This is a genomic window from Heyndrickxia acidicola (genome assembly GCF_001636425.1).
Lineage (GTDB): Bacteria > Bacillota > Bacilli > Bacillales > Bacillaceae_C > Bacillus_AE > Bacillus_AE acidicola.
Window position 1 is genome coordinate 4287783 of sequence record NZ_KV440953.1, and the last position, 23333, is coordinate 4311115.

Sequence of the window (23333 nt, forward strand, 5' to 3'; positions counted from 1 at the left end):
AAAGCACCCATTAGCTTAAGTACATCTTTTCACAATCTTCCCTTTCCCCCTATTAACTTGTGCTATTTCCTAAATAAAGTAAACAATAGATAGACTGCTGCCCCCCACATAACTAGGGCTGATATTTTATTTAATGTCAACAAAAATTTACCAGATGAATCAAGTTTTCCACTTATTCGACCAATTAGTGAAAGTCCAAAAAACCAAATCCATGAAACCAAAATACAAGCAAAAGCAAAGATTACTTTATCGTCTCCTTGGTATCTTAAAGAACTTGTTCCAATTACGCCTACTGTGTCCATGATGGCATTAGGATTCAGTAATGAAACAGATACTGTATAAAATACTTGTTTCTTTAAAGAAAATTTATTCGCACTTACTTCTCTTTCATTACTTGGTTTACTATTCCATGTGGTCCATCCCATATAAATTAAAAAAATACAACCTGTCCCAATTAAAATTATTTTTATCCAAAATGAACCTAAAATAACAAATGAAACACCTAAAACAGATACCAGGATTAAGAGGGTATCACACAAAGAAGCTGTTATGATAGCTGGTAATGCATTAACAAAACGTGGCTGAAATACCCCTTGATTAAAAATAAAAACATTTTGGACACCAAGAGGAAGTATCAGCCCTAGTGCAAGAATAATTCCATGAAAAAATGGTTCTAACATCCTAAGTACGCCCTTCCTTATTTATTATTCAACGAGTCTTATTTTATTTTGAAATTATGTCTTTGTCTCCAACCAATTGGATGGAATTCAAACCAACCAAGTAATATAATAGTTTACAAAAAGGAGAACTTTTTGATGTTTACAACCGATTGGAAACCAAATAAATCATCGCCAGTACCGTTACATAAGCAGATAACTGATTTTATTAAAGAAAAAATATCAAATGGTGAATGGACGATAGGATATAGGCTTCCTCCCCAACGTACTTTAGCAAAAGAGTTAGGAGTAAATAGAAGTACAGTTGTAACTGCATATGATGAATTATTAGCTGACGGACTTATTGAGGGAAAAAGCGGCAGTGGAACCAGAGTAGTAAACAATACATGGAACTTGTTAGCTACTACCCCTCCACCCGATTGGAATTCATATGTAAAGGTAGGGACTCACCAGCCCAACTTGCCAACGATTCAAGAAATAAATAAAGCTGAATTTATTCCTAATATAATTCGCTTGGGAACTGGTGAATTGTCGCCAAATCTTATTCCAAGCACATCAATGAAAAAAATTTTTCATCAATTGTCGAATAGAGAAATTTCTTATGGATATGAAGAGCCAAAGGGGCTGCTGCCATTAAGAGAACAAATAGTCAACTATTTAAAGACTTTTGGGATTTCTGCTTCTCCTTCTTCGATTTTAATCGTATCAGGTGCATTACAAGCCCTACAGCTTATTAGTGTTGGTTTATTGCATAAGGGCTCTACAGTATTAACAGAAAAGCCATCGTATCTTCATTCTTTAAATGTCTTCCAGTCAGCAGGTATGCATTTAACTGGTATCCCTCTGGATAAAAAAGGAATTCGAGCCAATCTTATTAAACAATATAAAAAACAACAAAAAGCTGCTTTACTCTATACCATTCCTTCATTTCATAATCCTACTGGTACCTTAATGACTATGGAAAGACGCAAACAATTGCTGGATACTTGTCAACAAGAACAACTACCTTTAATTGAAGATGATGTATACCGAGAATTATGGATTGATGAAAATCCACCAAAGCCAATTAAGGCATTTGACAAAAATGGACTTGTACTTTATTTGGGAAGTTTATCTAAGTCTTTAAGTCCTGGTCTTCGTATTGGATGGATTGTTGGTCCAGAACCAGTAGTTGAGCACTTAGCAGATATTAAAATGCAAACCGATTATGGTTCTAGTTCTTTATCACAGTGGGCAGCAGTAGAGTGGTTTTCCAGTGGGCTTTACTATAAACATCTAAATGAAGTAAGAAAACAACTGAAAACTCGAAGAGATTTTACTTTAGATACTTTGAACCGGTATTTTTCTGATATTGCAGTTTGGGATAAACCATCTGGAGGATTTTATATTTGGTTGCGTATATTACCGTCACTCTCTATGAGAAAATTATTTGAAATGGCACTTACAGAAGGAATATTACTTAATCCAGGAAATGTTTATGATACTCAAGTTGAACAATATCTACGAATTTCGTATTCATTTGCTTCTCTCCCAAATATACATGATGGTCTTCAACGTTTATCAAAAATTGTAAAAACAATAGCCAAATAAGGGCTTCTTTTGAAGCCCTTATTTTCTCAACTCCTTGTTAAACTAACCTGCACGTTAGTTAAAGAAGAAAATCAACTGAGTTCTTTAATAGAGCCAAAATTTATAATCCATTGTTTAGTTAGTTGCTTATTTTCAAGGTCCTCGGTCTACCCACTGTGGAACGCCTCCCGCTATCCTGCTCCAATACCGATTAAATACTAAAGTATAAATCCTTGTTTCGCGTATTATATGTAGTGTTTTATTTTTATCTGATTTATTATTAAAAGACTACGGAAAATTTATTGTTTTTAATAATGGATGTTGAATGAAGTTCGGTTTACAAAAAAAACAATATATTTCGGATTACATTTAATGTAGAGAATTTATAAAAGAATTTATAGGTTAGAAAGCTGGTGAAGCTTTGGGGCAAATGACATTGGATTTTTATTGTGAAATTGGGATTTCATTTGAGAAGGTGAAGCAATTCAGTAATCTTTGGTCACAAACAGAATTTATTAGAGATACAGAAGAAAAAGTTAGATTATATATGCAAGACTATGGGGAAATCTTAGAATTTAAAAATGAACTTGTGGATAAAACGATTTATAAAGTTCATTGTAAGCTTAATGTTTTTCGAGAGTTAGTTGGACAATTTGAAAAGTGGGGTGAAGTAGAATTCGCAAGAATGATGGATAGGGAACTGAGACTAAATTTTATTGATCTTGGTGAAATTTTGGATTTTAAAAATCACTTAGATTATACACGAGATGAATCTATACGAGATGGAAATAGAGCTCGTGAAAATAAACCGGTGAAATCACAAAGGATGAAATTTTTAAAAATTATCGCTTTACTAATAATATTGGGTGCGTTATTCGGAACGTTCGCATATCAAGCTCGTTATGGAAAGATAGAACATTCCCCATGGGGTGCATATCACGGATAGGCTTTTTCTAAAGGGGAAAATTACGGTCAAAATACAACAAACTATATGATAAGAGCCTAACGCAAAATTAAAAGGAGTCTGATGGCTCCTTTTATAGTCATTTCCACATAATCGTCTTAAGTTACTTTTCTGTTCCTCAGCTAAACTGCTTTTTTAGTTCAATAAGAGTAAAAGGCTGCCGCAGCAACCTTTTCAAATTCACATTTGCACCCTATAGTTGAAGAAGTTTTGATTCTAGTCATTCTTTTTTACCTTATTGCGATGCCAAGTGATTATCAATACGAATAAACACGAGAATAAAGATTTCACAATAGTATCAATCCAATTTAACCATTTATAACTAAAATAATCATATAAAACAATGATAAGCAATACTAATATAAAGTAAATAAAATAGTAATAAAAACGCCAAGTTTTCATATCTCTCCTCTTTCTATAAAAGCCCACAATTTCATCCTAGCACAACTAAACTGCTTCGTTCAGCTTAAGTACGCTATTTCACAATCTTTATTTCACTTCAATATTAATATCCATTGTATTCCATAACTAATTTCGGTTTAACCATTTTGCTTAAGACGATTTATTTATTAAATGCAGGTGAAATTGCAGGGTTACAACAACTAGTATATCCTTACAATTCGGTGTGCATTTTCCTATTCAAAGTTTAGTGTGAATTCCATACTTACCGCTTTACACTAATTAAACATGAGTGTCGAATTCATATACAATTGGCTCTCATATAAATCAACCTGTTTAATGTCGTGACAAATAACAGAGCCCGTTAGTGATATGCGATCTTTTTATCTGAAAAAGTTACTGTTAACCTGATGAATTTTCGAAAATCCTGTTATGATACATAGAAAAGCACTTGCCTGAAACGAAAATCAATCGGCAGGAAGACCTGGGCATTAGCCATGTTTCTCTTAAGCCCCAATTTTGATATCAATCCAATGTTGATTGAAGCAGAAGGCACGAGACTCCTGCGGGAAAAGCTGGCCAAAGGGAGACCCCGCAGGAGCGTGCGACGAGGAGGCTCCCGGCCGCCCGCGGAAAGCGAGTGCACCAGCAGGATGATTAGGGCACTACCCTTGTCTCTATTGCTCCAATATTGATCTGCATGCAATGTTGATTGAAGTGAAAGAGACTACAGCGGGAAAAGCAGGGGTAAGGAGATCAACAAGAGGTGCACAAGAAGGCCTCCCGGCTGACCGCGGAAAGCAGTGCCTGAAGCAAATGTCAATTAGCAGGAAGACCAATACGCTCCCAATGTTTTAGTTAAATCTCAATGCTGTTTTAAATGAAAGTGGAGTAAAGTCCAGGACACGAAAACGCCAGTAAGAAAAAGAAAGCAGAAGGAAATCCTTCAAACAGCAGATTAGAAAGACAGACTTATAGAGTAGAAGGTATCATTTTCTTCCTATCATACAGGAGGCGGTTGTGATGGAGATTAGAGATTTCATTCAGTTTCTTAATAAATTGGAGGACAGGCATATCTACTATAGGCTTAATAAAGTAAGAGAGGAAGCTGTCATGGTTGAAGTAGCTGTTCCAGGTCAGCGCTGGGAGATTGAGTTTATGGAGGATGGCACAGTAGAAATTGAAAAATTTATTAGTGATCGGGAGTATTATGATGGGGAAGAAATAGAGACTCTTTTTAAGGATTTTAGTGATTAGTAATAAAGAGCACTCACCTTTAGAATGAAATTAATTATTTCAAAAGTAATGTAAAAGTCTATCTTGAGGTGCAGCAATGTATCAATTGGAAAGTGGGAGAAAAAGAAAAACAGCCATTCATAAAGTATATGTTTGTTTATTTATTGTGAGCGGTTTAATTAACTCCATTTTATTCTTTATAAACGAAGAAGCTTTCCAGGGAATTGCCAGTTTGTCATTTCTTGCCTTTATTCTTTTCTTCGTTGGAAAGCAAAAGGTCTGGGCTGTATTCATAATAAAATATACAGTTTGGCTCAATCTGCTGATACTGTTGGCGATAATTGCTGTTCTCCTATTTAAGTAACTGCCAGGCTGAAAAAAGGTTCCCCAATTAGGGAACCTTTTTATATAAAGATTCAAGCTACGCTTTCTATTCATCGGGGAGAAATGAACGTTAAATAGGTTTGTTCCAAAATCATTTCAGGCGAATGGCCGCGCACTTCTCTTTGGAACAGATAGGAATCGCTTCTTAATGCCATCAGCAGCATATCGGCTCTATAGTTATTGTCCACATTGGTCGAATCGCTGTCCGTCATCTCTTCAAAAAGGGTAAAAAATATTTGGTGCAATTCGTGATATAGAGGGCTGCTCGCCAGCGCTTTACTTTTGTTTCCAGAGGCAGATTCCTCCACACCTTTCAGCAGCTGCGCTTTATTTTCCCTGAAGCGGATAAAAAAACCGAGAACCCCCTTGAACCGGACGCAGGCTGGCTCTGTCCGTGTTTCCTCTAAATAAGCTTCAATATCTTCGAATAAGAGGACAACATTGTCCTTCATTAAATCAAGACATAGCTCCCCTTTGTTTCGATATCTCCGATACAGCGTCCCAGGACTAATCTGGGCCTCAGTGGCAATCTGGTTCATACTGACATCTCCAACATCGCTTTCCTCAAATAATTTAAGAGCTGCATCCAATATGCGCTGGCGGTTCTCCGCAGCGTCACGGCGTTCTGTACGGGTAAAAAACTTATTTTCTTCTTTCACAATACCATCACTCCAAATACAATCATTGATTGGTATATTGACAAACGGAGAAGTCTCCGTTTAATATAAGTGAGAGAGTTCTCCGCTTAATAGTAACCCAGAGAAAAGGAGTTTACAACACATGCAGAATCAAAATAATAAAACCGCATTATTAGTAATGGATTTACAAAACGGAATTATACGGCATTTAGGAGAAAATCTAGAAGAAGCTATCGCCCCCTATCAGAAAGCGATAAAAGCAGCCCGTGAAAACTCTATACCGGTTATCTTCGTCAGAGTTGGGTTTAGTGAGGGCTATCCGGAAATCAGCCCAAATAACAAGGCTTTCTCAGCCATTTCTAAATACGGAGCGATGACCGTTCATGATCAAGCCACCCAAATTCACGAGCTCGTCAAACCGGAAGCAAACGAACCGATTATCACGAAATATCGAGTAAGTGCATTCGCAGGGAGTACTCTTGAAGTGATCCTGCGCGCACAAAATATTGATACGATTGTTCTCAGCGGCATTTCTACAAGCGGTGTTGTGCTATCCACCCTGCGTGAGGCAGCAGATAAAGATTTCAAAATTACGGTACTGGAGGACGCATGTTTTGATCCGGATGCTGAGGTTCACCGAGTGCTGACAGAAAAGGTATTTCCGCGTCAAGCCGATGTAGTAAGCGTGGATGCCTGGATTGAAACATTGAAATAAACAAACATGGGGATCTAAGCGAGATCCCTTTTGCATAGGCTCTGTTAAAGCTCGATGCCAATCTGGGCCAAAAGGTATGGCGGCCAACAGGCAGGAGGAACAGAGCCTATCCATATGTTCGAATCGTTAACGCACAGTGTCATAAATTAGGACAGAAATGAAGGAATGGCATATGCCAATATGGAAAAGAAATTTAATCGTATGCTGGTTTGGGATGTTTACAGCGGGTGTGGGAATGAGTCAGATTGCCCCGATACTGCCTATTTATATAAAACATCTTGGCGTTCACAATCAAGGCTTAATCTCCGAGTTTTCAGGAATTGCTTTCGGTTCAACCTTTATTATTTCCGCTATTTTCTCCCCGATTTGGGGCTATGCCGCTGACAAATATGGAAGGAAGCCGATGCTATTACGGGCAAGTCTAGGCATGGCCATTGTGATTTTTTTTATGGGCTTTTCCAAAAATGTCTATGAACTGATAGGGCTGAGGATATTGCTCGGAGTGATTTCAGGCTATGGCTCTGCCTGTACTACGTTAATTGCCACACAAACGGATGAAAAACATACGGGCTGGGCTTTAGGGGCTATTTCGACGTCCAATATTGCGGGGTCTTTATTGGGACCGATGATCGGCGGTTTCATCGCAGAGAAAGCAGGCTTGGAGAATGTTTTTTATATAACTGGTATTTTATTGTTTATCTCCTTTCTGACAACCTGGTTATTTGTAAAGGAATCTTTTACACGGCAAAATGATAAAGCTCCCGGAACCAAAGAGGTTTGGAGCCGTATTCCTGATAAAAGCTTGACGATTATCATGCTGGTGAGCTTCTTTATTATCAGTGGAGCATTTTTTTCGATTGAGCCGATCATTACGGTATATGTTGATCAATTATCCCATCATGCCAGCCATGTTGCCCTCATTTCCGGATTAGCTTTTTCGATTGATGGACTGGCAAATATCATCGCAGCACCCAGACTTGGGAGAATGTCTGATAAAATCGGCCCTCAAAAAATCATCTTTATTTCCCTTATTGCATCAGGAATTCTGTTTATCCCGCAGGCCTTAGTGACAAATCCCTGGCAGTTAATCGTACTCCGCTTTTTATTCGGGCTGGCATCCGCAGGGTTGATTCCGGCTATCAATACGCTCCTCAAAAAGACAACACCTGCACTGCTGACTGGAAGAGTGTTTGGATTTGCCATGTCTGCCCGCTATCTGGGGGCATTCGGAGGTTCTATCTTTGGCGGGCAGGTGGCAGCCCGTTTGGGAATCAGCTATATCTTTTATATAACAAGTGCCCTGCTTCTTATCAATGCTGCATGGGTCTATTTTAAAATCTATAAAAAGCCGCATGTGGAAATAAAGACAGGTTAAGAGAAATACACTGGAGAGTTAAATAGTGAATGGTACGGAACGGAAAAGGATTGCTGCGGCAATCCTTTTTAGCATGGATATACCATTCTATAAAAGTGATTCAAAGGAATCTAAAGGGCAAAAGAAAAGTCAATCAATTATTGAAAAAGTGAAGTTTATTTATTTGAGAAGGAGAATGGGGTTGCAGTTGCAATCTTTTTTACTCGTTTACCAAAAGTGACAGCTGTAGAAGAAGGGAAGAACAAAACTTTTGGAGAAAGATTAGATGTGATGAGAGGAGGGATGAAATACGATGGACTTATCAAAATCTCAATTATTCGCATTAGATCATATCACTCAATATGCCAGAAAAGGGAAAGAGGAAGCGAATGCAGTTATGAACCACATCCTTAAGATGTCTAATATTACAGATCAACAATTTGAACAAGCGGTGAATCATTTAAAAGCGAAAGCAAGGATTGGACTGCATTTTCATCCTGACCGACCAGATGGAATGATGAAAAGCATTGCGGAAGCTCTTTTTGAGCAAGGGATTTATAAGAACCAATTTGAAACCCTCCTATCCAATGGAAGTGTATCTGCTTATCCTGGCGGTGAGCGGGACCTATGGGAAAAGGAGCTGTTTGGAGGAGCCTACCAGCTAAAGGGGACAACGAATAGCCAACGGCCTAAGTATGGGGCCCTCCATGTTATGCTGCACCCGGATGGACCGGCTCCGCGCTTTGGATCCTGTTATTTTCTGCTTTCTCCTAAGGTCTCATACCGTTCCACTTATACGTACCTTGATTCCCATCAGGCCCCAAAAGAAAAGGGAACCTATGAAGAGTTTGACCTCATTATGGCTGCACTTTTGGAAGAAACGTTCACAAGAGAGTTTGCCATCGGTGAGAGGAATCTAACTCCTGTAACATTGATACATCATTTACTGTTTAACCTTGAAAAAAGAATAGACGATCCGGCAAACAAGGCGGCAAACCACAATCTTAATCACTATATTGAAGCTCAGGTTCATGGCGATCTCTCTCTAAAAGAAGATGTTGAAGTATTGGTGGCTGATCCTTCTTTTAAAGGAACGCACATAGGTGAAATTCTGGAAAAAATGTGCCTGAAGTATTCCATTCAGCTTTTTTGGCATACGGGCTTTGTTCTGAAGGTTGACGAGGTCCCTAGTGATTTTAGAGGGCCCTCCATGCCATCATTGGCAAAACGGATTGCACAAAATCAGTTTATTGATGCCAATATCATTGGCACTGCTGCAGCGGATTTGAAAAAAAATCCAACGTCCTGGGGAGACCGTGGGACTCCTGAGGAAGTCCTTCAGGAATTGAAGCTGTTGTGGCATGTTTTAGTTAGATATGGAAAGCCCATGACAAAAGGGGGCTAGAGCAGGAGGTTAGGGAAGTGGAATCCTTTTTTTGGGGTGTGCGAAATAAAACAGGATGTTAAGGCAGGAAAAAGAGTGTAGGCATGGAGAAATGTAAGTGGAACCAATCTGCCTACATGCAGTGAAAAAAAGGAGATGAATACATGAGTTCAGATTTTCAGCAAGTTCAGGATGTCCTGGGAAATTATCAATCTGCCGTTTATGAAAAAGATGTCGAGAGATTTGTATCTTCATATGCTTCAGACGTTCATATTTATGATTGCTGGGAAAATTGGGAGTGCAAAGGGATTTCCAATTGGAGAGAGATGGTGGAGGGCTGGTTTAACGGTCTAAAAGAAGAAGCGATCAATCTAAAAGTAGCCTTTGAGGACGTCGCCGTCGAGGAAAATTCAAATCTCGCTTTCGTCCACTGTGCCGTTTCGTTCGCTGCCTACAATCCGTCCGGAGAAAAACTCCGTCAAATGATCAATCGATTCACATTCGGATTAAAAAAAGAAAATGGATCATGGACCATCACACATGAACACTCCTCATTGCCAATCAGTATGGAAACCGGAAAAGGGATCTTTAATTCAAAATAACCACAACACTGTCTAGGGGAAGGCTGGTAAAGGGAGACCTGGAGACTTAAAGCTGCGAAAAAGCTCTCGGTCACCCGCGGATAGTGATTGCGTGAAGCAGAAGTCAATAAGAAGATTAGAACGCTGCCAAGGTAGCAGTTAAAGGTCGATGTCGAATTGAACCCAAAGTTGATTGAAGCGAAAGGCACGAGACTCCTGCGGGATCAGCGTGTTAGGGGAGACCCCGCAGAAGCGCAGCGACGAGGAGGCTCCACTAACCGTCCCGCGGAAAGCGAGTGCCAGAAGCGCAAATCATCCAGCAGGAAATTCAGAGAGCTGCCAATGTCTCAAGGAAAGCCCAAAGTTAATTTGAACCCTATTGTGATTAGAAAAGAAACCAATGAATAAAGTGAACATTAACGAGCAGGATGATCAGGGCAATACCAAAATCTCAGTTCAATCCCACTATTAATTGAATTCAAAGTTGATTGAAGCGAGTGCCAGAAGCGTAAATCAACCAGCATGAAATTCAGAGCGCTGCCAACGTCTCAAGGAAAGCCCCCCTTTTTGATTAGAAAAGAAACAGATGGATAAAGCGAACATTAACGAGAGGATGATCAGGGCAATACCAAAATCTCAGTTCAATCCTACTATTAATTGAAACCAAAGTTGATTGGAGCGGAAGGCACGAGACTCCTGCGGGATCAGCGTGTTAGGGGAGACCCCGCAGAAGCGCAGCGACGAGGAGGCTCCACTACCGCCCCGCGGAAAGCGAGTGCCTGGAGCGTAAATCAACCAGCAGGAACTCCAAAACGCTTCCTATATCTCAATGGTTCTCTGTAATTCTTGCTTTAATAACAAAACGAACCTAATGGGAGGAACTTCAAATGAACAAATCAAAACAATTTCAGCCTCCATATTATGCTGTAATCTTTACATCCCAACGATCAGACGGGGACAAAGGGTATGATAAAATGTCAAATGCCATGGATGAACTCGCTTCAAAGCAAGAAGGATTTTTAGGAGTTGAAAGTGCGAGAGAGGAAATAGGAATTACTGTTTCCTATTGGAGCTCATTAGAAGCCATAAAGAAGTGGAAAGAGCACTCCGCTCATAAAATGGCCCAGGAAAAGGGCAAGCAAGAATGGTATAAAAACTACACCGTTCGAATATGTAAAGTGGAGAAGGATTACTCTTTTGAAATGTAATTCTATTGAATCAATCTGTTAGGAGCTCATTCCAAGGAAGCTATTTAAAAAATGAGCAGAAGGATGGAGGGGATAGTACTCTATTTTTGATGCAATAACTTTTCATATTCATTTAAAAGCTTATTTAACTGTTGACTTATGGATAACACTTCCTCATCCAGAAAGTCTAATTTCTTTTTCTCAGCAATGGCAACCATCTCTTCACGAAGCTGTTTGATTTTATTCCAAAGCTCTTTCTCTTTTTCAATTTTGTTTTTCATATAAACACCATCTTCTATGCTTTATATATATATGCAGTATTTCGCTAATCCGCAAAGTATATGTATAAAGCGATAGACCGTTTACGAAGAGAACGCAGCATAAGCATAAAAAAGGTGCTCAGTTTTAAACTGAACACCTTTTCATTTATGAATTTACTTTTAAAAACGGCCATATCCTAAGAAATGCTGGTGCCAATAGGAATTGCTTAGGCTCGAGATTTCAATACCATCGCTGGTTGCGCTTATGAAATTATTGCCCCCTACATAAATGCCGACATGAGATGGGCCTGCTTCATATGTACCTTGGAAGAAGACTAGGTCCCCTGGCTGCGGAGAAGATAATTTTTCGACCTGATTCCAATATCCTGCAGCTGATAAGCGGGAAATGGAATATCCATTATTCTTATAGACATAATAAATCAGTCCTGAACAATCGAAACCGCCATTTGCCGGATCCGATGAGCCCCAGACATACGGCATACCTTCATACTTTTCAGCATACGAAACGACATTAGGGGATGAGCTCGATGATGATGTCGATGATGATGAAACCTGTCCGCTAGAATGGCTTCCAACTGTTACATAGGCTGAATTAGCTGTAATCCATCTGTTCGTGCCGATTTTGTACATTCCATTTTCTTCACCCTGAATGGAATAAGAATCGCCTTTGTAGGCAATGGCTACAATGGTAGAGGAAAAATCAGCCGACTTCCGAATGTTTACCTGTCCGACTTTTACCGTGAGTGCATTACTGCTTACTGAAGCAGTCGTTACAGTACTTGCACTTCCACTTGCACTTGCAGTTTTTGAAAATGTTACATATTTTGAACTGGCAGTTACCCATTGGTTTCCACCGATATTATATAAGCCATTGGCTTCTTTATACACATTAACGGTTTCGCCTTTCGTTAAAACACTTACAGGCTTTGCCGTGAAGCTATCACTTGAGCGAACATATAAATGATCTGCTTTTACTGTTACTTTTCCAATTGCAGAAGATGCGTGGGCAGCTGCGTTTTCCATACTAAACGGCAACAGTAAAGCAGTCATACCCATTGTTACCGCTATTTTACTCTTCATCCATTCAAATCCTCTCTTGTTGTTTAATTTTGGTGATTTTTTTTGAAATCTTTATCATTTTATACAGTATCTACTTATCTAGTAAAGATTTAATAGTCCCTATTTTACTCTTGTAATATAAGTTTAATATAGTAAAAATTTTTGTAATGGAAGTAGAGGGTTTATTTTCTTACAAAGGAATTCTTTGTATAAGAAAATTATGGAATATTATATTGATAAAGGATTTAAAGGTAAGAATAGTAAAAAAATCCTCCAAAAAACCGTCTTAAAGCAAATGAATAAAATTTCCTTTTTTAAGGCAATCTAGCGATAAAAAGGATTTTATATGATTGGACTTATTCTTGCCATTATTGTCTTTAATCTAATTGCTTTTAAAAAATGCAAGAGGCTTAGTAAAAATCAAATTGCTCACATATGGTTTTATACCATTGCATGCCAAAATCTATTTGACATCTATGTGGACTTCAAGTATCACGGCTACTGGTACTTTACAAAAGCCATTGATTGGAGCGGCCTACCCGCCCACATTCTGCTGCTTCCTCCCGTCAATATGATATTTTTAAATTGGTACCCGCTTACATCAAATCTGAAGACAAAAGGAATCTATTTGGTTCTTTTTGTTATTAGTATTCTGATTTATGAAATGATCGCTATGCTGCCGCAGCCATTTGGATATTTTCATTACGGCTGGTGGGATTGGAAGTACTCAGCTATTTTGGATCCTATTCTTTTGATTAGTTTATTGAAGTATTATAAGTGGATTTGCAGGATTGAATAGAAAATATAGAGTGACGTTCACCCTTTAGGATTACTTGTTTTTTAAAAATGGACGTTATGAACAAAGAAGGATTGGGAATGGATACTTTACAGGGTTCTCACAGAATAAACGAAGTGGATCATTTTTATAAAAAAGTAATTGAAGCCCATCGTGAATATTTTCATTATTGGCTTCATCATACTCTTTTTCATTGGGATTTTTTCTTGTCCTTATTTCTTGCTGTCGTACCTTGGGTTCTTTGGTTTATTTTCCGTCACAAGGAAAGCAGAGATCGTTTGTTATTTGCTGGTTTCTTCGTCATTATTACAACGTCCTGGCTGGATTTTTGGGGGACAATGTATGGGTTATGGTTTTATACAGGAAAGGTGCTGCCTTCCATGCCTTCCTTTATTCCTTGGGATTTTTGTTTGCTGCCTGTATTTGTTATGCTGCTGATACAGTACAAGCCGATACGATCTCCTTATCTTAAAGGATTGATCTTCGCTGGAGGGTCTGCCTTCATTGGCGAGCTTCTTTTTCAGTGGATTGGATTATATGTCATGACCAATTGGAGTATCTTTTATTCGTTCCCTATTTATTTTGTGATATATCTTATTGCGCACAGGTTAAGTAAAGCAAGTCATTTTGCTGAAGTATAGATTCTTCCCCTGAACGGAATAAAAGCTGGATATAAAAATGTGACCTTATATATTAGGCAGGCTAATATATGAGGTTTTTTTGTGCTTTGAAGGGATAAATGTATGTTGCTCGTGGCGAGATAGGTTAAAATTGGAATGAAAGGGAGGTGGTCGGGCTGGCTGTCCGAACATGCCAATACTTGTTTCAATATGTAAAGGTGGTGCAATATGTTTAGCCAATCTCCATATGCTTGCCGTGTAGAGTGGGGAAAAAGGGGGGCGAGAGAAGCGGCAGAACGAGGGGATATCATGATCATTGTCGATGTTCTTAGTTTTTCCTCCACCGTCGTATCTGCTTTACGATACGGAGCCGTCCTTTATCCTTATCCTCCCGATTTAAATGGAAAAGAATATGCTGAAAAACTGGGAGCGGAATATATTTTAGGGAGAGCAGAGGCAGCAAAAGTGGGAAAACCAACCTTATCTCCTGTTTCATTCCGGTCTGAGCATGCGAATAAAAGGTACGTTCTGTCCTCACTAAATGGTGCTTTTTGTACCTGGATCGCCTCTGAAGTTCCGGCTCTTTTCATTGGCTCCTTGCTGAATGCATCTTCTGCAGCAGCAGCAGCGAACCGGTTTCAGGCGCAAACGAAGGCCAATATTACGGTGGTTCCATGCGGAGAGCAATGGAGTAACAGGAAAGAGGAAGAAGATGCACTTCGTCCTTCGATAGAAGATTATTTGGGTGCAGGTGCTATTGTCTCTATGCTGGATGGTGAAAAATCACCTGAAGCAGAGGTGTGTATGGGCGCATTTCAAAGCGCCAGACAAAAAATAAAAGAATTGATTTGGGAGAGCGGAAGCGGAAGAGAATTGCGGGCAAAAGGATTTGGAGAGGATGTCATCCACTGCAGCCGGCTGAATGTATATCAGACGGTTCCCATTTTAAACAAGGATCATTTCGTAGAAGCCCAATATTAATGTTTCCCTTTTAGTGAATACAAAGATAAAGGAGCATAAACCATGCAGACCGTTGAATCCGTAATAGCCGGTTTAAACCATTGGATAGAGACACTTCCAAAAGAATTAAGTAGATTACAGGAATTAGAGATAACGGAACGCCCATTGCCAAATAAATGGTCAAAAAAAGAAATCCTTGGCCACTTATGTGATTCAGCTATAAATAACATTGAAAGATTTGTAAAGATCCAGTACGAAGAACAGCCCTATGTTATCCAGGTTTATAATCAGGACCACTGGGTGGCATTGCAGCACTACCAAGAGACTCCCCTTGACGAAATCCTTCAGCTTTTTTGTGCTCTTAATAAAAGAGCCATCCATATCATCAGCCATATCCCTGCAGAAAAGCTGGCCTCTACTTGTATCATCGGAAACGGTGAGCATAAAACACTGGATTGGCTATTACAGGACTATCTTGCCCATATGGAGCATCATATAAAAAAGCAAATTTTAGCTTGAAACATTTAGATAGCGGTACCAACAGGGCTGCACTTGATAACGAAAATCTAAGACAATTCTTCATGAAATATGTGGAGTTTTTAATAAGAATCTTCCTTTCCTCTAAGAAACTTTTAAGAAACGGTGGATATACTCTGAAGTGTTCAAGCTTAAGAATACTTTTTGAGGAGGAATTGAACAATGAAAGCAAAATCAAGTTTAATTGTCCCTGTCTTAGCAGCCGCATTAGCCGTACCAACAATTGGCCATACAATGTCTGACCATAAAAGTACTTCAACAGCATCCTCACACCAAAAGGATGAAAAAGGCTCTCATGAAAAATGGGGAAAAGGCAAAAAGCATAATCAATTAATCAATGAGATTAAGCAATATGCTTCTCCTCAAGTAAAGGCAAATCTTAAAAAAGACCTTGCTGAGCGCGGAAAATTAATGAAGGAGCTTAGAAATACTCCTGCTTTCAAAAAGCAAATGGAACAAAGAAAAGCTGAGCACCAAGCCTTCTACAAAGCGCATAAGACTCAAATCGAAATGATTAAGCAAGAAGAAAAAGCTGGAAAGATTACAAAGCAAGAAGCTCATAAAGAATTAAAAGCCTTATTTAAAAAAGAAGACAAAAAAGGTAAAGACGATAAGAAAAATGGTCTCTTCAAAGAATTAAAAACAGCTCTGCAAAAGAAAGATAGAGCAGCCATTAATTCCATTCTGGAAAAATTCGATAAACAATTGGAAAAATCCAATCAAATGCTTCAGCAGGAGCTAAAAGCTGATCAAAAAGCTTAATAACGAAAATTAAAAAATACTTACTATAATAACAGAAAACGCTTAGGCATGGCTATTAGCCCCTAGGCGTTTTTGCTTAGGCTCTTTTCGTACACTTTGTTGCTATTGGTATAGAGTCTTCTTTGGTTCTAGCATGTATACCCATTGACTTAAGACGAAAAGATGCCTTGTTGAATCACTTACGAATTTTTTAACACTTTTGAGAAAAACTACAATTGATATCAATGTTGGTTGAAGCGGAAGGCGCGAGACTTCTGAGGGAAAAGCTGACCAAAGGGAGACCCCGCAGGAGCTTGCGACGATGAGGATCCTGGCCGGCAGCGGAAAGAGAGTGCCTGAAGCGTAAATCAACGAGCAGGACGATGAGGACTGAAACCAGTATATCAGTTATAACAAATGCTAAACTTAAGGATTGGTTAAATTTGCACCAGAGCCTAGATCAATAAAGGCATTTAAGATTACCTTAGGATTTGCGGACTTATCAAATGAAAATTCATTAAAAGAAATAAACAGCCCACACCCAATAAAATAACAGACAGGAAAAGCACACTAAGCGAAGCTGTAGTTGGAGCTATCACTATATCTGCAATTTCCAGCAGTACAGCCGCTATCTTCCTACCGAAAGAAAATGTTTTTAGATCATTCCAGCTATCTTTAAAATAAACAATCCCCATTGGGAAAAGCATAAGACCAAATGCTAACAATAGAGTTCCCGCTGCTAACACAATACCGCCATCCTTCTATAAATTTCCTTTATTACCTTTACTATACCAAAACAAGAAAGAGGGGTGAAATCAATTTTATTTATGGAGAAGGCTGGGTTCTTCGACATTTTTCCAGTCAACATGCGAAAGCAGCAAGGTTTAAAAAGAGAACCTAGTGTTAGAATGAAATAATCCAGATTTAAAAAGCCTATTTAAGTCCGTTTTTTGAATTTTTTTTTGAAATCCTAGCATATGAAACGAAATAAAAATATAATACTAGTAAGGAAAGGGGATGTTTCCATGGAAAATGTAGTATATTCAGATCAACGTTCCATCACTCAGAAGGTTCTGTGGATGTTTGCAACGTCTTTATTGATTGCCACTGCGGGTTTATATGTCGGCCAATATGTGCCAGCCGGACTAATGCTGCCTCTTGAGGTGGTTGAAATCGCCATGATCTTTACAGCGTTCTGGTTAAGAAGAAAAAAAGCAGTAGGCTACATGTTTGTTTATGCTTTTACGTTAATATCAGGCATTACCATGTTTCCTGTCATTGAACATTACATTACAACCGTTGGAGCCAATATTGTATTAATGGCTTTTGGATCCACTTTTGGAATCTTTACTGTCCTTGCCATCATTGGAACCGTAACAAAAAAGAATCTTTCTTTTCTAAGTACCATCCTGTTGGTTTCATTGCTTGCCTTATTGTTCATCGGCATTTTCAATTTGTTTAGCCCGCTGAACACAGGCGGTTTAATGGCTTATTCCGTCATTGGAACCATAGTTTTTTCTCTGTATATTCTGTTCGATTTCAACCAAATGAAGCACATGAGGCTTACAGAGGATATGGTGCCATTGCTCGCGTTATCCTTATATCTGGATTTTATTAACCTGTTCCTAAACATTCTACGCTTCTTCGGAATTATCAACAGCAGAGATTAAATATATTTACATGCTCTTGGTACGTTTTACTGAAAAAAGCAGCATTTCCACCAATAATGGGTGGGGATGCTGCTTTTTTATTTTTGCATAGATTGTTGTTTTACGTTTATAGGATTGGGGGAAGTCCTTCATAGGTGTTATGAGGCCAATAAGAGGTTAATTTGGAAGCAAAAAGTCCTTCATCGAGGTTATGAAGACCAATAAGAGGTTACTTTGGAAGCGAAAAGTCCTTCATCGTGGTTATGAAGGCCGATAAAAGGTCAATTTGAAAGCGAAAAGTCCTTCATCGTAGTTATGAAGACCAATAAGAGGTTAATTAGGAAGCGAAAAGTCCTTCATCGTGGTTATGAAGACCAATAAGAGGTTAATTAGGAAGCGAAAAGTCCTTCATCGGTGTTATGAAGACCAATAAGAGGTTAATTTAGAAGCGAAAAGTCCTTCATCGCCGCTATGACGGCCAATAAGAGGTTAATTAGGAAGTGAAAAGTCCTTCATCGTGGTTATGAAGACCAATAAGAGGTTAATTAGGAAGCGAAAAGTCCTTCATCGGTGTTATGAAGGCCGAAAGGGGGTCAATTTGAAAGCAAAAAGTCCTTCATCATCCCCATAAAGAGCGTTTAGCCCCAAATAGCCCATGCTATAATGCTGCGAAGCCCGTTAATTTAATAGTAAATAGAAAAAAGGATTCCAATCATCCCTTGGAATCCTTTTTCTAAACCATTTGTCACTCTTCTTCATTTTCCTGCTCTTTATTTTGGGCCAGCAATAACTGTTTAATGGACATGATTTCGGCTTCCATTCTGTGCAGGTGGCTTTGCATATCATCGATTTCCTGCTCCGCTTTGTAATTGATAGCGAAGTCAATGATGGATTCGTGCTTGTCGCGTGAAGCCTGGCGGTTTTGGCTCATCATGATGACAGGCGCCTGGAATGCCGCGATGAAGGAAAGAATCAGATTCAGCAGGATGAAAGGCGGTTGATCAAAGTGTTTAGTAAAACCCAGCGAATTCCAGATCATCCAAAAGGCCAGAAAGAAGCCAAAGCAAATAATAAACTTCCAGCTGCCGCCAAAGGAAGAAATCCGGTCGGCCAGGCGGTCAGCCCAAGTGGTTTTTCTAACATATTCATCATCTAAATGGGTTAGGATACTATTTTCATAAATGTCTACAAGGCGGTCGATTCTTTCTTTATCCTCTGTTTTCAGTTCAATGTCGAAGCCTTGAATGGTTTGTTTATTAACTGTATTGGGTTTAATCCCCATTTTTTTCGGTACATTAAATTTCATCATGTTTACCACTCCTTGGTTAGGAGCTATCCGACTGTTCCTATTTGGCAGGCAGCATGATATTTCGGGACGGCCGCCTGTCGAATCTTAGAAAGTGCTGTAACTCCATATTTTAATTTTCCCCTCAACCTACTACTGGAACCATCCACGAAAAAATCACACTCCTTTTACCTTGTTATGGTACATCCTATGAACGGCTGGATCGATAAGTGAACACAATGAAAAAATAAAAACCCCCTGAAAGGATAGGGGGTTAGTGTAAATGACACATCAAACAAAACTGGTCAAATCGTATATGGATATCCCCCTAGTTTAGCTTTAGCACTGGACAACGTAGAGTCATGGCTCAGCCACGTTAAGTAAAGCCTTAATCCGGCAATACCTGTTATACCCATTGGCGTCTTTCGACGTTTCCGGGCAGTGGCCTGTGTTTGTACAGACGCCTCGCCTAACGAGAATTTTTTATTCACTTATTTTTTTCACTCAACTATTAATATACTCTTTACATTTTTTATTGTCAATGTAATCATTTAAGGGTCACGTTGAGCTGCCTTGAAAAATAAAAACGGCTGGCATCATGGGACAATTGTTTAAAGAAGGGAGATGGGAATAAAAGGTAAAAGAACGCTTTTTTAAAATAGATCTGTTCCTTTAAAATGTTGATTTTTCTCACTAATTATAATCGACTGGCAGCAGACCTTTTTATAGCGTCCCTTTTTTCATAAGGGGATTCCTAATACCTTTTAGAATGGAAACTGTTGGGGTATAGGAAAATGGACAAGTCAAACGTATAATTAAATTATACATAATGAGGGATGGACAACACTCATTGACTATAAAAATGATGAAAATGAAACGCGTTATGCAGTGTCAGCTGCACTTGAATCGATATGAAATTAGTTTTTTTATTTAGGGGAAGTGATTGGCATGGAATATAAAAGTTAGAAGAAAAAAGGGAACAATCAAGAAGAAAAAGAGAAGATCCGGTTTGCTGGTACTGTTACTCGGAGCGGCTGTCGTGGCTTATTTATTGTGGAGCAACGGAATTTTTGTTCCAAATGATATCAATGCAAAGCCTTATTCGGTAAAAGGAGTAGATGTGTCCTCTTATCAGGGGAAAGTGGACTGGTCCCAATTTGAAAAACAGGGAGTTCGCTTTGCCTTTATTAAAGCGACAGAGGGAAGCTCATTTGTGGATAAATATTTTAAAACGAACTGGCAAAATGCAGAGAAAACGAATATCCGGGTTGGAGCCTATCATTTCTTCAGCTATGATAGCGCGGGGAAGACCCAGGCTGAAAATTATATCCGAACAGTCCCTGCCAACCAAAAGGGGCTTCCGCCGGTTATTGATCTGGAGTTTTACGGCAATAAAGAAAAAAATCCGCCAAACCCAGATAAAGTCATTAAAGAGCTTCAAACGATGGTGAAGATGCTGAATCAGCATTATCATAAACGGGTGATTATCTATGCCACACAAAAATCCTATAACATGTACCTGAAAGGCAATCTGGCTCATTGTGATGTATGGATCAGCAACGTATACACAAAGCCTTTGTTGCTGGATAACCGAGGCTGGGCGTTTTGGCAATACACAAACCGTGGACGATTGACCGGTCATTCAGGAAAGAAAAACTCTCTTGATTTAAATGTCTTCCGCGGGACAGAAAAAGAGTTTAACCAGTACGGATTATAGGTTCCACATGTTCATAGAGCGGTGCTTGAAGAAGGGGGGAGTGATGATGAATCACTCCTCTTTTTCTTTTTGGAGGAAAAGCATACATGTTTTATTCTTTCTAGCTTCGCGTCACAGATTTTTTACGCCTCCTTCTCATCTAGCTTCCTTTATCTCAGTCGAAGACTCCGAAATCCGTACGCCAATGACCAAGGCGCTTCCGCTTTTCTTGTTTTGGAAGGAAATGACTTAGCAAGCAGGTTAAGATTATTAAGTTTTCGTAAAGATTGATTACATTTTATTTAGAGTGATTCTAAAGGCATTTAGACTTGTTTATAATAGACACAATCATGCTATTAAATAAGCTTCTTTTGTAAAGCAAGTTCCTCCTTGTGCTGCTGAAAAATGGGCCGGGAGAGTGAAATTAACAGATACCATTGATAGACTTTTTATTGCATTTCTTTATTTAGTGAATGGGTAATTTTTACTATTTGGAAGTGCGGTCAATATTCTGAATAGCATCTATAACCGCGTTTGAGGAGAGTAAATGAATATGATTAAACATAAGTGGACGTGGCACTCTGCAGCTCTTGGGATGATTCTCCTGCTATCCGTTATGCTCAATTTTTATAAATTGGCTGAAGAGGGCTACGGAAATCTCTATTATTCATCTGCCGTGAAAAGCATGCTCGGCAGCTGGCATAACTTTTTCTTTAATTCCTTTGATTCCAAAGGCTTTATTTCGATAGACAAGCCCCCGGCAGGTTTTTGGATACAAGCTGTTAGTGCTCACATATTCGGGTTTAACGGATGGAGCCTTTTCTTTCCACAAGCCTTGGCAGGGGTGTTATCTACTGCCGTGCTTTATCATCTTGTAGCCCGCGTTTTTGGAAAGGGGACGGGGCTGCTGGCAGCTCTTTTTCTTACTGTTACGCCGATTGTGGTGGCTTCTGACAGAACTAATGAAGTAGACAGTCTTTTGATGCTGGTCATTCTGGCCGCTGCCTGGGCAACGATGAAAGCAGCGGAGGTGGGCAGGCTTAGATGGCTGCTGGGAGCGGCTGCCCTCATAGGCATAGGATTTAACATCAAAATGATGGAAGCTTTTCTTATCCTGCCGGCATTCTTATTCCTTTATTACTATGGCAGTAAAATGAATCTAAAACAAAAATGTGTCCATATGGTTTGTGCTGCAGCTGTTCTTGCTGTTGTTTCTATGTCCTGGGCGATTGTCGTGGATATGACTCCAGCGGATCAAAGGCCATATGTAGGCAGTACAACAGATAATTCAATGGTGGATCTTGCAGTAGGCTATAACGGTATTAACCGTCTGTTCAGCAAAAAGCTGCGCCATCTTGGAAATATTCAGGTTATGGCTGCAGATAAAAAAGATCAAACAAGCCAGCCGAATCTTTACCAGCATTCGAATGAAACAGGAAATTCTATTAATGCTGCTTTTACACCAATCGGTAGTGAAATTGGCAGGCCGGGATTCCTCAGGCTTTTTAGGACGCCTCATCTGAACGGACAGCTAAGCTGGTTTTTACCTAGTATTCTCTTTAGCGTCCTTTCTCTTTTCTGGGGAAACGGAAGGAGGGAATTTTTCGGAAGAAAACGGCTGTCTGTTCTTTTCTGGTGCTCTTGGGTAATGGTGATGTTTCTGATATTTAGTATGGCGAATGAATTCAGCAGCTATTATATGGTGATTCTTGCCCCAGGTATCGCCGCCTTAGCTGCCATTGGCTGGAAAAACATGTGGATTCAATGGCAGAAGGGAGGCGTGCGTTCGTGGATTTTGCCTCTGTCTCTCCTCTGTACAGCCGCCTATGATCTTTCTGTTATTTGGTCCTATCACACTTTTCGCTGGCTATCCTTTATTGTTGGGGCATTTTTGCTGGTTGCCATTACAGGGCTTGTGTTAAATTGGAAAACGGCCAGACGCTCCTTTTCCATCCTCGCCTTTACTGGAATAGTGGCTGTCACACTAACCGCTCCAGCCGCCTGGGCCATGACGCCGATTCTTTACGGTGGTGACTCGGCCTATCCTTATGCAGGACCTGAGCTTGAATTTTCCAGAGCGCATGATTTTTTGCCTTCCAATGGAAAGCTAGAGCATTTTTTAAAAACAAAATATCAGGGAAGAGGCTATCTCGTTGGAACGGCTAATGCTAGAGCAGGCGCACCTATTTATATTGATACCGGTCTTCCGGTCATGTCGATGGGAGGCTTTATAGGAACCGATCCAGCCCTTACCATTACAAAACTGGAAAACCTTTCTCAAAAAGGGGAAATTCATTACTTTCTTGCCCCTTCCAGTCCCATTGAGGGACAAAACAGCGCAGTGTACAGCTGGTTAAATAAGCATTGCCATGTTGTTCCTCCCCGTGATTGGCAGGAGCCAGCCACAAGCAAAGATTATAAAAACTGGAATTTGTATGAATACAAGGCAAAATAATTTTCAAATTCATGTATAGAGGCTCCTTCTCAGGGGCCTTTATTTTTGAGTAAGAAAGTATAAAATTTCCTATTGAAATCTAGCTCCAGCGCCTATCGGACTTCTTATTTGAATTGCTGGAAATCTGCATAGGTGCGCTGTTTCGCGTTAAAGCGTGAAAGGGGTC

Annotated in this window: 25 protein-coding genes and 1 riboswitch; of the genes, 19 read left to right on the forward strand and 6 right to left on the reverse strand. The window is 39.5% G+C overall.

What is annotated here, in order from left to right; genetic code table 11:
* Positions 1 to 62: 62 nt before the first annotated feature.
* On the reverse strand, positions 63 to 680 hold the full coding sequence (locus A5N88_RS19965) for a LysE/ArgO family amino acid transporter (protein WP_066269289.1): 618 nt from the start codon (positions 678 to 680) through the stop codon (positions 63 to 65).
* A gap of 135 nt (positions 681 to 815) precedes the next feature.
* Between A5N88_RS19965 and pdxR the strand changes: the two genes are divergently transcribed.
* From pdxR to A5N88_RS19985, 4 genes are all read left to right on the forward strand, one after another.
* Positions 816 to 2267 carry a MocR-like pyridoxine biosynthesis transcription factor PdxR gene (pdxR, locus tag A5N88_RS19970; RefSeq protein WP_066269290.1) on the forward strand — a complete coding sequence of 484 codons (1452 nt, stop codon included), beginning with the start codon at positions 816 to 818 and terminating at the stop codon, positions 2265 to 2267.
* Between the two features lie 400 nt (positions 2268 to 2667).
* Entirely contained in the window at positions 2668 to 3192 is a 525-nt protein-coding gene (locus A5N88_RS19975) for a hypothetical protein (protein WP_157090736.1), read from the forward strand.
* 1440 nt (positions 3193 to 4632) lie between these two features.
* The gene (locus tag A5N88_RS19980; protein WP_066269294.1) at positions 4633 to 4866 is read left to right on the forward strand and encodes a hypothetical protein; all 234 of its coding nucleotides are present in this window, start codon (positions 4633 to 4635) and stop codon (positions 4864 to 4866) included.
* Between the two features lie 76 nt (positions 4867 to 4942).
* A complete protein-coding gene (locus tag A5N88_RS19985) occupies positions 4943 to 5209 on the forward strand; it encodes a hypothetical protein (protein WP_066269296.1) in 267 nt (88 codons plus the stop codon).
* A 70-nt stretch (positions 5210 to 5279) separates the two neighbouring features.
* Here A5N88_RS19985 and A5N88_RS19990 read toward each other — a convergent pair whose 3' ends face one another.
* Positions 5280 to 5888, reverse strand: a complete 609-nt coding sequence (locus A5N88_RS19990) for a TetR/AcrR family transcriptional regulator (RefSeq protein WP_066269298.1) — start codon at positions 5886 to 5888, stop codon at positions 5280 to 5282.
* 121 nt (positions 5889 to 6009) lie between these two features.
* Here A5N88_RS19990 and A5N88_RS19995 point away from each other — a divergent pair, with 121 nt between their 5' ends.
* The 7 genes from A5N88_RS19995 to A5N88_RS20020 all read left to right on the forward strand — a co-directional run bounded on the left by A5N88_RS19995 (position 6010) and on the right by A5N88_RS20020 (position 11109).
* Positions 6010 to 6582, forward strand: coding sequence for a cysteine hydrolase family protein (locus A5N88_RS19995; protein ID WP_066269299.1), 573 nt, complete (start codon positions 6010 to 6012; stop codon positions 6580 to 6582).
* 172 nt (positions 6583 to 6754) lie between these two features.
* Complete coding sequence (locus tag A5N88_RS20000; RefSeq protein ID WP_066269300.1) at positions 6755 to 7957, forward strand: multidrug efflux MFS transporter; 1203 nt, start codon at positions 6755 to 6757, stop codon at positions 7955 to 7957.
* 25 nt (positions 7958 to 7982) lie between these two features.
* Positions 7983 to 8177, forward strand: a complete 195-nt coding sequence (locus A5N88_RS20005; RefSeq protein WP_066269302.1) for a hypothetical protein — start codon at positions 7983 to 7985, stop codon at positions 8175 to 8177.
* A gap of 72 nt (positions 8178 to 8249) precedes the next feature.
* Positions 8250 to 9341 (forward strand): DUF3626 domain-containing protein, encoded by a 1092-nt coding sequence (locus A5N88_RS20010; RefSeq protein ID WP_066269304.1) that lies wholly within the window; start codon positions 8250 to 8252, stop codon positions 9339 to 9341.
* Between the two features lie 143 nt (positions 9342 to 9484).
* Positions 9485 to 9922, forward strand: a complete 438-nt coding sequence (locus A5N88_RS20015) for a YybH family protein (protein WP_066269306.1) — start codon at positions 9485 to 9487, stop codon at positions 9920 to 9922.
* Between the two features lie 156 nt (positions 9923 to 10078).
* Positions 10079 to 10309 (forward strand): hypothetical protein, encoded by a 231-nt coding sequence (locus A5N88_RS25155; protein ID WP_157090737.1) that lies wholly within the window; start codon positions 10079 to 10081, stop codon positions 10307 to 10309.
* 479 nt (positions 10310 to 10788) lie between these two features.
* Positions 10789 to 11109, forward strand: coding sequence for an antibiotic biosynthesis monooxygenase family protein (locus tag A5N88_RS20020; protein ID WP_066269308.1), 321 nt, complete (start codon positions 10789 to 10791; stop codon positions 11107 to 11109).
* An 80-nt stretch (positions 11110 to 11189) separates the two neighbouring features.
* Here the strand turns inward: A5N88_RS20020 and A5N88_RS20025 are convergent, their stop codons facing one another.
* Positions 11190 to 11369: an aspartyl-phosphate phosphatase Spo0E family protein gene (locus tag A5N88_RS20025; protein WP_066269310.1), complete on the reverse strand. Its 180-nt coding sequence runs from the start codon at positions 11367 to 11369 to the stop codon at positions 11190 to 11192.
* Positions 11370 to 11528: 159 nt separating this feature from the next.
* Positions 11529 to 12449: a C40 family peptidase gene (locus A5N88_RS26305; RefSeq protein ID WP_083953232.1), complete on the reverse strand. Its 921-nt coding sequence runs from the start codon at positions 12447 to 12449 to the stop codon at positions 11529 to 11531.
* Between the two features lie 325 nt (positions 12450 to 12774).
* Here A5N88_RS26305 and A5N88_RS20035 point away from each other — a divergent pair, with 325 nt between their 5' ends.
* From A5N88_RS20035 to A5N88_RS20055, 5 genes are all read left to right on the forward strand, one after another.
* Positions 12775 to 13227, forward strand: coding sequence for a hypothetical protein (locus A5N88_RS20035; protein WP_066269314.1), 453 nt, complete (start codon positions 12775 to 12777; stop codon positions 13225 to 13227).
* Between the two features lie 77 nt (positions 13228 to 13304).
* The gene (locus A5N88_RS20040; RefSeq protein WP_066269318.1) at positions 13305 to 13865 is read left to right on the forward strand and encodes a CBO0543 family protein; all 561 of its coding nucleotides are present in this window, start codon (positions 13305 to 13307) and stop codon (positions 13863 to 13865) included.
* 207 nt (positions 13866 to 14072) lie between these two features.
* Positions 14073 to 14825, forward strand: a complete 753-nt coding sequence (locus tag A5N88_RS20045) for a 2-phosphosulfolactate phosphatase (RefSeq protein ID WP_066269320.1) — start codon at positions 14073 to 14075, stop codon at positions 14823 to 14825.
* A gap of 42 nt (positions 14826 to 14867) precedes the next feature.
* Positions 14868 to 15323, forward strand: a complete 456-nt coding sequence (locus A5N88_RS20050; protein ID WP_066269322.1) for a DinB family protein — start codon at positions 14868 to 14870, stop codon at positions 15321 to 15323.
* Between the two features lie 180 nt (positions 15324 to 15503).
* A complete protein-coding gene (locus tag A5N88_RS20055) occupies positions 15504 to 16103 on the forward strand; it encodes a hypothetical protein (RefSeq protein ID WP_066269325.1) in 600 nt (199 codons plus the stop codon).
* A gap of 458 nt (positions 16104 to 16561) precedes the next feature.
* Here the strand turns inward: A5N88_RS20055 and A5N88_RS20060 are convergent, their stop codons facing one another.
* Positions 16562 to 16828, reverse strand: a complete 267-nt coding sequence (locus A5N88_RS20060; protein ID WP_083953233.1) for a hypothetical protein — start codon at positions 16826 to 16828, stop codon at positions 16562 to 16564.
* Between the two features lie 279 nt (positions 16829 to 17107).
* Here A5N88_RS20060 and A5N88_RS20065 point away from each other — a divergent pair, with 279 nt between their 5' ends.
* A complete protein-coding gene (locus A5N88_RS20065) occupies positions 17108 to 17752 on the forward strand; it encodes a Bax inhibitor-1/YccA family protein (RefSeq protein WP_066269328.1) in 645 nt (214 codons plus the stop codon).
* 724 nt (positions 17753 to 18476) lie between these two features.
* On the opposite strand, the gene A5N88_RS20070 is transcribed toward A5N88_RS20065, so the two are convergent.
* A complete protein-coding gene (locus A5N88_RS20070) occupies positions 18477 to 19040 on the reverse strand; it encodes a DUF1003 domain-containing protein (RefSeq protein ID WP_328006977.1) in 564 nt (187 codons plus the stop codon).
* Positions 19041 to 19334: 294 nt separating this feature from the next.
* Positions 19335 to 19500: riboswitch (M-box (ykoK) riboswitch) on the reverse strand.
* A 498-nt stretch (positions 19501 to 19998) separates the two neighbouring features.
* Between A5N88_RS20070 and A5N88_RS20075 the strand changes: the two genes are divergently transcribed.
* The gene (locus tag A5N88_RS20075) at positions 19999 to 20733 is read left to right on the forward strand and encodes a GH25 family lysozyme (RefSeq protein WP_066270732.1); all 735 of its coding nucleotides are present in this window, start codon (positions 19999 to 20001) and stop codon (positions 20731 to 20733) included.
* 532 nt (positions 20734 to 21265) lie between these two features.
* On the forward strand, positions 21266 to 23167 hold the full coding sequence (locus A5N88_RS20085; RefSeq protein ID WP_066269332.1) for a glycosyltransferase family 39 protein: 1902 nt from the start codon (positions 21266 to 21268) through the stop codon (positions 23165 to 23167).
* Positions 23168 to 23333: the final 166 nt, after the last annotated feature.

What these genes read in the sequence shown, in the direction of transcription:
- A5N88_RS19965 (WP_066269289.1), bottom strand. Translation starts at nt 680, where the DNA reads ATGTTAGAACCATTTTTTCATGGAATTATTCTTGCACTAGGGCTGATA.
- A5N88_RS19995 (WP_066269299.1), top strand. Translation starts at nt 6,010, where the DNA reads ATGCAGAATCAAAATAATAAAACCGCATTATTAGTAATGGATTTACAA.
- A5N88_RS20045 (WP_066269320.1), top strand. Translation starts at nt 14,073, where the DNA reads ATGTTTAGCCAATCTCCATATGCTTGCCGTGTAGAGTGGGGAAAAAGG.
- A5N88_RS20025 (WP_066269310.1), bottom strand. Translation starts at nt 11,369, where the DNA reads ATGAAAAACAAAATTGAAAAAGAGAAAGAGCTTTGGAATAAAATCAAA.
- A5N88_RS20000 (WP_066269300.1), top strand. Translation starts at nt 6,755, where the DNA reads ATGCCAATATGGAAAAGAAATTTAATCGTATGCTGGTTTGGGATGTTT.
- A5N88_RS20010 (WP_066269304.1), top strand. Translation starts at nt 8,250, where the DNA reads ATGGACTTATCAAAATCTCAATTATTCGCATTAGATCATATCACTCAA.
- A5N88_RS20035 (WP_066269314.1), top strand. Translation starts at nt 12,775, where the DNA reads ATGATTGGACTTATTCTTGCCATTATTGTCTTTAATCTAATTGCTTTT.
- A5N88_RS19985 (WP_066269296.1), top strand. Translation starts at nt 4,943, where the DNA reads ATGTATCAATTGGAAAGTGGGAGAAAAAGAAAAACAGCCATTCATAAA.
- pdxR (WP_066269290.1), top strand. Translation starts at nt 816, where the DNA reads ATGTTTACAACCGATTGGAAACCAAATAAATCATCGCCAGTACCGTTA.
- A5N88_RS20055 (WP_066269325.1), top strand. Translation starts at nt 15,504, where the DNA reads ATGAAAGCAAAATCAAGTTTAATTGTCCCTGTCTTAGCAGCCGCATTA.
- A5N88_RS20070 (WP_328006977.1), bottom strand. Translation starts at nt 19,040, where the DNA reads ATGATGAAATTTAATGTACCGAAAAAAATGGGGATTAAACCCAATACA.
- A5N88_RS19980 (WP_066269294.1), top strand. Translation starts at nt 4,633, where the DNA reads ATGGAGATTAGAGATTTCATTCAGTTTCTTAATAAATTGGAGGACAGG.
- A5N88_RS20015 (WP_066269306.1), top strand. Translation starts at nt 9,485, where the DNA reads ATGAGTTCAGATTTTCAGCAAGTTCAGGATGTCCTGGGAAATTATCAA.
- A5N88_RS20065 (WP_066269328.1), top strand. Translation starts at nt 17,108, where the DNA reads ATGGAAAATGTAGTATATTCAGATCAACGTTCCATCACTCAGAAGGTT.
- A5N88_RS26305 (WP_083953232.1), bottom strand. Translation starts at nt 12,449, where the DNA reads ATGAAGAGTAAAATAGCGGTAACAATGGGTATGACTGCTTTACTGTTG.
- A5N88_RS20020 (WP_066269308.1), top strand. Translation starts at nt 10,789, where the DNA reads ATGAACAAATCAAAACAATTTCAGCCTCCATATTATGCTGTAATCTTT.
- A5N88_RS20040 (WP_066269318.1), top strand. Translation starts at nt 13,305, where the DNA reads ATGGATACTTTACAGGGTTCTCACAGAATAAACGAAGTGGATCATTTT.
- A5N88_RS20050 (WP_066269322.1), top strand. Translation starts at nt 14,868, where the DNA reads ATGCAGACCGTTGAATCCGTAATAGCCGGTTTAAACCATTGGATAGAG.
- A5N88_RS20085 (WP_066269332.1), top strand. Translation starts at nt 21,266, where the DNA reads ATGATTAAACATAAGTGGACGTGGCACTCTGCAGCTCTTGGGATGATT.